Here is a 7,772-nt window from a genome sequence, read left to right as displayed (position 1 = left end):
CCCCCCACACCCCAAAAACCCCGCAACGACGCGGAAACCAGACCCGGACCCGGCCCTCCACAGACCCGTCAGGAGGAAACGCGCTCCTGTGGGCTGCATCACCCGCGCCGGCCGGGGATCCTCACGGCCGCGCACGGCGACCGGTTCGGGTGGCTACCTGCGCGGGGGCATCACTCCGCTGCCGCCTTGGGATCGGGTGTTGACGGACCTGGGCAACAGGTGACGTCGCCCGGCAGCAGCCACCAATGCTGCAGTTCCGTGTCGTGGGCCGTGGCCGGCACCGTCTTCCCTGCGGAACGCGGGCCTGACGTCGAGCTGATCGTGGACCACCATCTCCTGATGTTCAGCACTGCTGTTCCTTTCGATCGTTGACTCCCCTGGCACAGTGGCCGGTGGGCCCGGACCAGCTGTGTGAGCTGGCTTCCCGGGTTCATCCGGATTCCGGGAAGCCGGCTCCCCCGCTACCTCCGGCTGGTGCCCGTCTGCATCCCTCGGGTGAACCCGGTCAGGAGCGCGTCCCCGAGGGTGCCTCGCGGTCCCTGCCCGCTCGATCCCTGCCGAGGCGTGTCCGATCCAGCTGCTTCCTCGTCAGGCAATCCCTGCCGGGACATTTCCTCCCCGGCCCCACCCTGACCGGCCGGGGCTGCAGCCAGCGCAACCAACCAGTCGCCATACCGGGTGATGTCCGTGCCGTTCGTGGCGGCGACCGCATCGCAGGCAAAGCCGGTGGCGCTGGAGCCGTCACTCAGGCGCACCGATCCGAGGAGCATAGGCTCGGGCAGGGCCGCCAGGAACTGGCCCAGGGCCGCTTCCGAAAGAAGCCAGCGCTCGGCCACCAGTTCCGCCCCGTCCTCCGAGCGGTACACCCCGGGCTTTGGCGGCTGCGTAGCCAGCGAGACCATGCGGTAGCGGGCCGCCGTGCGCACCTGCCCGGCCCAGACGGCTCCCAGGGTTTCGAGTTGGTGCGCCAGCGGCTGGCCCTTGCGGTGCGCCCCCACCACCACCAGCGGTACCGCGGACGCGCCGGCCCGGACGGGCCACGGCTCCCCCTCCGGCAGTTGCTGGGCCGGTGCGGCCCCGTCCGCGAACAGCGCCGGGGGTGGCGGCGGGGTTTCGATCCTGCGGGCGATGTCGGCCGCCACGGCGTCTTCGAACGTGCGCCCCACAACGGTGAGCCCGAACTGGGATCCCTCCACCTCGGCCGCGGGTACGGCCACGGCACACAGATCGAACAGGTTGCAGAAGTTCGTGTAGGTGCCCATGCGCGAGTTCACGCCCACGGGGTCGGCGGCGACGTCCGCCAGGCTCGGGTGGAACGGCGCCGTGGGGACCACCAGGGCGTCGAACCCCTCCAGCCGCGCCATCGCCTGGCGCTTCAGTCCGTCCAGCCGGGAGGTGTCCGCGACATACCGGTGCGCTGGCACCTCTCCGGCGCGGCGAACGATTCCGGCGACCGTCGGGTCCAGCCCGGCAGGATTTCCTGAGCCGTCGCCGGCCGCGTCGACAAACGCACCGACGGCCGCGTAGCGCTCGGCCACCAGCCCGCCGTCGTACAGCAGGCGGGCGGCCTGCAGGAACACGTCGAACTCGATCGGCTCGGCGTCCACGCCCGAGGCCTGCAGCCTGGCGATCTGGCGGCCGAATTCAGCTGCCCAGGCCTGCGGGAGCTCCGGGAGGCTGGCCGGATACGCGACGCGTGGCCGGGCGGGCGCCGCCAGCCGGACATCGGCGGGCCACGGGCGCGCCCCGCCGGCCATGGTTCCCATGGCCAGCTCGGCCGTGCCCAGATCCCGCGCGAATATGGTCACGGCGTCCCAGGAGCGGCACGCCGGCACCACCCCGGCGGTGGACACCACGTTCAGCGTGGCCTTGATGCCCACGATGCCCTGCAGTCCGGCGGGGACGCGTCCGGACCCGGCGGTGTCGGTGCCGATGGCGATGTCCGCCAGCCCCAGGGCCACGGCCACGGCGGAGCCGGAGCTGGAGCCGCCGGAAATGCGGTCCGGGCGGCGTGCATCGCGAACGGCCCCGTGCGGGCTGCGGGTGCCCACCAGCCCGGTGGCGAACTGGTCCAGGTTGGTGGCGCCCAGAACCACCGCGCCCGCGGCCCGGAGCCGGGCTACCGCCTCGGCGTCCTGCCCGGGGGTGTAGGCGAAGCCGGGGCACGCCGCGGTGGTGCCGATCCCGGCCACGTCGACGTTGTTCTTCACGGCGAGCAGCAGCCCGGCCAGGGGCAGGTCCGTGCCCGCGGCCACGGCTGCGTCAACAGCCGCTGCCTCGGCCAGCAGGTCGTCCGCGGCCCGCACGGTGATCCAGATTTCCGGCCGGCCGCAGGCTTCAATGGCGGCCAGCGCCGCCCGCACGCGGGCTGTGGCGCTCGGTCCGGCAAATGTCGTGCTCATACTGCGGCCTCTTCCAGTTCCTTCGTGTCCAGTTGCTCGATGAGTTCCTCCGCGGACGGGTCCGCTCCGGAGGCTTCCGAGGGCAGCCCGAGGACCACCAGGGCTTCACCGCCCACCACCTGGGAGCCGGCCACCGGCAGCACCTGCTGCACCACGCCGTCGCACGGGGCAGCCAGGACGGTTTCCATCTTCATCGCCTCCAGGGACACCAGCGGCTGGCCCTTCACCACGTGGTCGCCCGCGGCGACGTCCACCTTCCACACGCTGGCGGCGAAGGGCGCGGCCACCAGGGTGGCGCCGTCGGGCACCACCAGCTCTTCCGGAGCCGGGACGACGGCGGCCGCGGCATCCGCGCGGTCGAATTCGCCGGCGTCGGACCAGGCCTGCCGTTCGACGGCGAAGGCCGCCGCCTGCTGCTCGCGGAACACCGTGATGGACTCGCTGTTCCGGGCCAGGAAGTCCTCGTGTTCGGCGAGGGAGAAGGTGCCGTCCTCGATTTCGACGCCGCGTCCCCGCCCGGCGGCCATGTCCGCGCGCAGGTCCAGCAGCTCTTCCGGGCTGACCGGGTACCAGGAGATACGGTCGAAGAACCGCAGCAGCCAGGGCGAGCCCGGTTCGAACGGCGCGGAATCGGCGTAGCGGGACCACACCTGGGTGGTCCGGCCCACGAACTGGTAGCCGCCGGGTCCTTCCATGCCGTAGATGCACATGTAGGCTCCGCCGATCCCCACGGCGTTTTCCGGCGTCCAGGTCCGGGCCGGGTTGTACTTGGTGGTGACCAGGCGGTGGCGGGGATCCAGGGGGGTGGCGACCGGGGCACCAAGGTACACGTCGCCGAGGCCCAGGACCAGGTACTCGGCGTTGAAGACCGTGTCGAAGACCTCGTTCACGGACTCCAGGCCGTTGATGCGCCGGATGAACTCGATGTTCCAGGGGCACCAGGGTGCGTCATCCCGGACGCCGGCCATGTAGCGCTGGATCGCCTCCCGGGTGGCCGGATCGTCCCAGGACAAGGGCAGGCGGACGGTGCGGCTGGGCACCACCAACTCCGAACTGGCCGGCAGGGCGGCCTCGATGTCCTGCACCAGGCCCAGGAGCCGCGGGGTGGGGAGCACCGCGGGGTCGATCTTGATCTGCAGGGAGCGGATCCCCGGTGTGAGGTCCACGATTCCCGGCATCCGGAGTTCCTCGAGGTGCTGGTGCAGGGCGTGCACGCGGGCCCTCAGGCTGAGGTCCAGCACCATGTCGCCGTATTCCACCAGCAGGTTGTCGTCGCCCGAGCGGCGGTAGGTGACCGCGGGCCGTCCAGGGCCTTCGGGCACCCGGCCCAGCACGCCGTCGTCGCCGTCTCCCCGGCGGGCGCCGGCGGAACGGGTCCAGCCGGTGCCTCCCGGCAGCAGCAGCTGCCGGCCGGGTCCCAGGTCCCTGGCCGACGGCGCCCGCCGGGCTTCGACCGGCACGAACCGGACGGTGTCGCCGGGACGGAGCTGGCCCAGCTTCCAGCGGTCGGCCGTCACCACGGTCACGGGGCAGACGAAGCCGCCCAGGCTGGGGCCGTCCGGGCCGAGCAGGATGGGGGTGTCGCCGGTGAAGTCCAGGGCACCCACCGAATAGGCGGTGTCGTGGATGTTCGAGGGGTGCAGTCCTGCCTCGCCGCCGTCGCTGCGGGCCCACCGAGGTTTCGGGCCGATGAGGCGCACGCCGGTGCGGGCGGAGTTGAAGTGCACCTCGTAGCTGGCGGCGTAGAGGTCCTCGATGTCTTCGCGCTGGAAGAAATCGGGGGCGCCGTGGGGGCCTTCCACCACCGTCAGTTCCCACGCGGACGTCAGCGCGGGCCGGCTGTCCAGCGGAACGGGACCGGCCAGGCCCGGTGCTGCCCGCCGGGTGGCCGGCGTCGAATCTGTGGCAGCGTCCGGGGCCACGGCGCGCAGCACATCTCCGGACCGGAGGACGCGGCCGCCGTGGCCGCCGAACTGGCCCAGGGTGAAGGTGGACGCGCTGCCCAGGTAGAGCGGCACGTCGAGTCCGCCCTGGAACAGGATGTAGCCGCGGAGGCCGGACCCGTCGGCCGTGCCGACGTCGAGCGTGCCGCCAGCGGGCACCGTCACCGGTTCCCAGGCCGGCACGTCCGTGCCGTCCACGGTGAGGGTGGTAGGGGCGCCGGCCACGCACACCGTGGTGGCGTGGGTGAAGTGCAGGCTGGGGCCGGTCATGGTGAACTCCAGCCCGGGGGCGCCTTCGGCGTTGCCGAGGGCCTGGTTGCCGAGCCGGAAGGACAGGTCATCCATCGGGCCGCTGGGCGGAACCCCTACCTGCCACAGCCCGGCACGGCCGGGCCAGTCCTGGACCGAGGTCTGCAGTCCGGGCCGTTCCACGGTGATCCGGGGTTCCGGATCGCCCAGGTCGTTCAGGGTGCCGGTGGAGTGGGCCGCGTCGCGGACCACGTCCAAGGCCGTCACGGCCCGGAGCATCCCCAGGTTCGTCTCGATGCCGTCGATCCGGGTGGCCTTCAGCGCGGCGCCGAGCCGGCCGAAGGCCTGGTTCCGGTCCGTGCCGGTGGTGATGATCTTGGCCAGCAGCGGGTCGTAGTTGGTGGACACCTCGCTGCCGGTTTCCACCCAGGCGTCCACGCGCACGCCGTCGGTGCCGGGGTAGACGGCGTTGGTGACCGTTCCGGAGCTCGGCTGGAAGTTGCGGGCCGGGTCCTCGGCGTAGAGACGGGCCTCGACGGCGTAGCCGGAGACGGGGATGCTGTCCGGGCGGCCGGCCAGCACCGTAGCTGCCTCGGACCCGCCCTGGGCCAGCCGAAGCATCCATTCCACGAGGTCCACCCCTGTGACGGCCTCGGTCACGGGGTGTTCCACCTGAAGCCGGGCGTTGACCTCGAGGAAGGACGCTTCCTTCCGGACCGGGTCGTAGACGAATTCCACGGTCCCGGCCGAGCGGTAGTCCAGCGATGCGCAGAGGGCCCGGGAGCTGCGGTGCAGTTCGTCCCGGAGTTCCCCGGGCAGGTCAGGTGCGGGTGCTTCCTCCAGCACTTTCTGGTGGCGGCGCTGCAGCGAGCAGTCCCGGTCGCCCAGGCTCACCACCCGGCCCTCGCCGTCACCGAAGATCTGTACTTCCACGTGCCGGGCATGTTCGACGTAGCGCTCGGCGAAGACGCCGGCTGTGCTGAAGCTTGCGCCGGCGAGGCGCGCCACCCGGGGGTAGCTCTCGGTGAGTTCGTCCTCGGTGCGGCATACGGTCATCCCGATCCCGCCGCCGCCGCCGGTGGCCTTGAGCATCAGCGGAAAGCCGATGCCCCGGGCGGCGAGCACGGCCGCGTCCACGTCCGGGAGCAGGCCGGAGCCCGCGATCATGGGCAAGCCGGCGGCCCGTGCGGCATCCCGCGCGGTGTGCTTGGTGCCGAAGATCCGGAGTTGGTCCGGGGTTGGCCCGACGAAGACCAGCCCGGCGGCCTCTACGGCCTCGGCGAAGCCGGCGTCCTCCGAGAGGAACCCGTAGCCGGGGTGGATGGCGTAGGCGCCGGTGGCCGCGGCCGCCGCGAGCAGGGCCTCGACCTTGAGGTAGGAGTCCTTGGCCGGGGCGGGGCCCAGGAGCACGGCCTCATCCGCCAGTTTGACGTGGCGGGCGCCCCGGTCCGCCTCGGAGAACACGGCCACGGTGCGCAGCCCGATTTTCCGGGCGGATTCGATGATGCGGCAGGCGATTTCGCCGCGGTTGGCGACCAGCAGCGTGTCGAAGCGGTTCACAGGGCAGCCTCCGGGCGGGTGACGATCATGCGGACGGGCGTGGGGTGGAAGCCGTTGCACGGATTGTTGATCTGCGGGCAGTTGGAGACCAGCACCAGGGTGTCCACCTCGGCGCGGAGGGCCACGCGCTTGCCCGGGGCGGACAGGCCGTCCACGATCCCGAGGGCACCGTCCGGGTCCACCGGGACGTTCATGAACCAGTTGATGTTGGAGACCAGGTCACGTTTCCCCAGCCCCCAGCGGGAGCCCTCGATCAGGAAGTTCTCCACGCAGGCGTGCTGTTCGCGGGTGTGCTGGCCGTAGCGCAGGGTGTTGGATTCCTGCGAGCAGGCCCCGCCGATGGTGTCGTGCACGCCCACCTCGTCCGCCACCACGGTCATCAGCGGCTCGCCAGCGTCGGAGCGGAGCACGGAGCCGGTGGTCAGCACGATGGAGCGCTGCGCGGCGAGGGTGACGGCGGCGGAGTAGCGCACCTCCGTGTCGTCGGCGGCGTAGAGCAGGCAGTCCACGGCCTGGTTGCCGTCCAGGTCCACGATGGTCAGGACGTCGCCGGCGGCCACCACGGCGGACCAGGGTCCGCGCGCTTCCACGTATTCGTCCAGGATGACGGCGCCGTCCGCGAGCGCTGCCTCGTTGGCGGGGACGCCGGCCGTGGCGGCCGGGGATGTCAGGGTTTCGGTGGCGGTGTTCATCGGGCGTTCCTTGCCGTGAGGTCGTGTTCGGTGTTGTTCAAGGCCTGCCGGTGTTCGGGGGTCAGCGGCCCGGTCAGGAGCCCCTCCCCCAGCAGGTGGAGGTCGTCCGGGGCGTGCCAGGCGACCACGTCGACGGCGGTTCCGGTGAAGTCCGGCCGCGGATCCAGCGGGTGGACGGTATTGGCCAGGAGCACCACGGCGTCCATCTGCAGGAGGATCTCGACGGCGGCCCCGGCGCCGGCGGCGCCGGTGAACCGGATACTGCCGTCCGGGTCAACCCGGATGCCCTTGAACAGGGAGAGCGACGGCGCCACGTCCCGCGCGCCGAGGCCCTGCTTGAGTGCGGCCAGGGTCAGCAGTTCACGCCCGGCGGGCGAGCTGCTGTGAACGGTCCCGGCGCCGTAGCGGGCCGTGTTCCCGGCCAGCGTGGTGGTGCCGGTCAGGGCGTCGTGGCGGGCGGAGGTGTCGGCCACGATCGTGCCCATCAGCCGGCCGGCGTCGGAGAGCAGCGGGTGTCCCGCGGTGGGGTACGCCTGCCACGGGACCTTGACGGTGTCCGCCACATTGAGCCGTTCGTGCAGTGCCCCGCTCCGGTAGAGCAACACGTGGACGCAGGCGTCGCCGTCGGTGTCCGTGAGCCGGATCCGGGTGCCGCGGGCCAGAGGGAGTGCGGTGTAGCGGCCGAAGGCCACGGATTCGGCCCAGCTCAGGCGTTCCCCGGCGGCCTGCGGCAGGCCGGCGGTGTACCGCGCCGGGGCCGAGGCGGCCGGGACGTGCCGCATGGTGTCCGCGGTGCGGCCGTGCTGGTCCCGGGCGTGCGCGCGGGCTCCGGCGGTGGTGGCGGTGGCTGGTGTTTCGGTGTTCTGTGTCATGTCAATCCTGGGGTGGGCGTTCGCGCGGGTGGCGTTCGCGTGAGTGGGTGGGGA

4 protein-coding genes are annotated in these 7,772 nt (G+C 72.1%); all 4 read right to left on the bottom strand.

Features of this window, described 5'->3' with window-relative positions:
• Nucleotides 1–461: 461 nt before the first annotated feature.
• From atzF to AC50YC_RS09685, 4 genes are read right to left on the bottom strand one after another with little or no spacing between them, the layout of a single operon-like run.
• A complete protein-coding gene (atzF, locus tag AC50YC_RS09700; protein WP_494953319.1) occupies nucleotides 462–2,402 on the bottom strand; it encodes an allophanate hydrolase in 1,941 nt (646 codons plus the stop codon).
• The gene (gene uca, locus AC50YC_RS09695; protein WP_494953318.1) at nucleotides 2,399–6,154 is read right to left on the bottom strand and encodes an urea carboxylase; all 3,756 of its coding nucleotides are present in this window, start codon (nucleotides 6,152–6,154) and stop codon (nucleotides 2,399–2,401) included. Before uca ends, atzF begins: the two co-directional genes overlap by 4 nt.
• On the bottom strand, nucleotides 6,151–6,846 hold the full coding sequence (locus tag AC50YC_RS09690; protein ID WP_494953317.1) for an urea amidolyase associated protein UAAP2: 696 nt from the start codon (nucleotides 6,844–6,846) through the stop codon (nucleotides 6,151–6,153). Before AC50YC_RS09690 ends, uca begins: the two co-directional genes overlap by 4 nt.
• Nucleotides 6,843–7,718 (bottom strand): urea amidolyase associated protein UAAP1, encoded by an 876-nt coding sequence (locus AC50YC_RS09685; protein WP_494953316.1) that lies wholly within the window; start codon nucleotides 7,716–7,718, stop codon nucleotides 6,843–6,845. The genes AC50YC_RS09690 and AC50YC_RS09685 overlap by 4 nt, the downstream gene beginning before the upstream one ends.
• Nucleotides 7,719–7,772: the final 54 nt, after the last annotated feature.

This window comes from Pseudarthrobacter sp. MDT1-56 (assembly GCF_059383555.1).
Note: the sequence above shows the minus strand (reverse complement) of the source record. Positions and strands in the feature narration are given on the sequence as shown.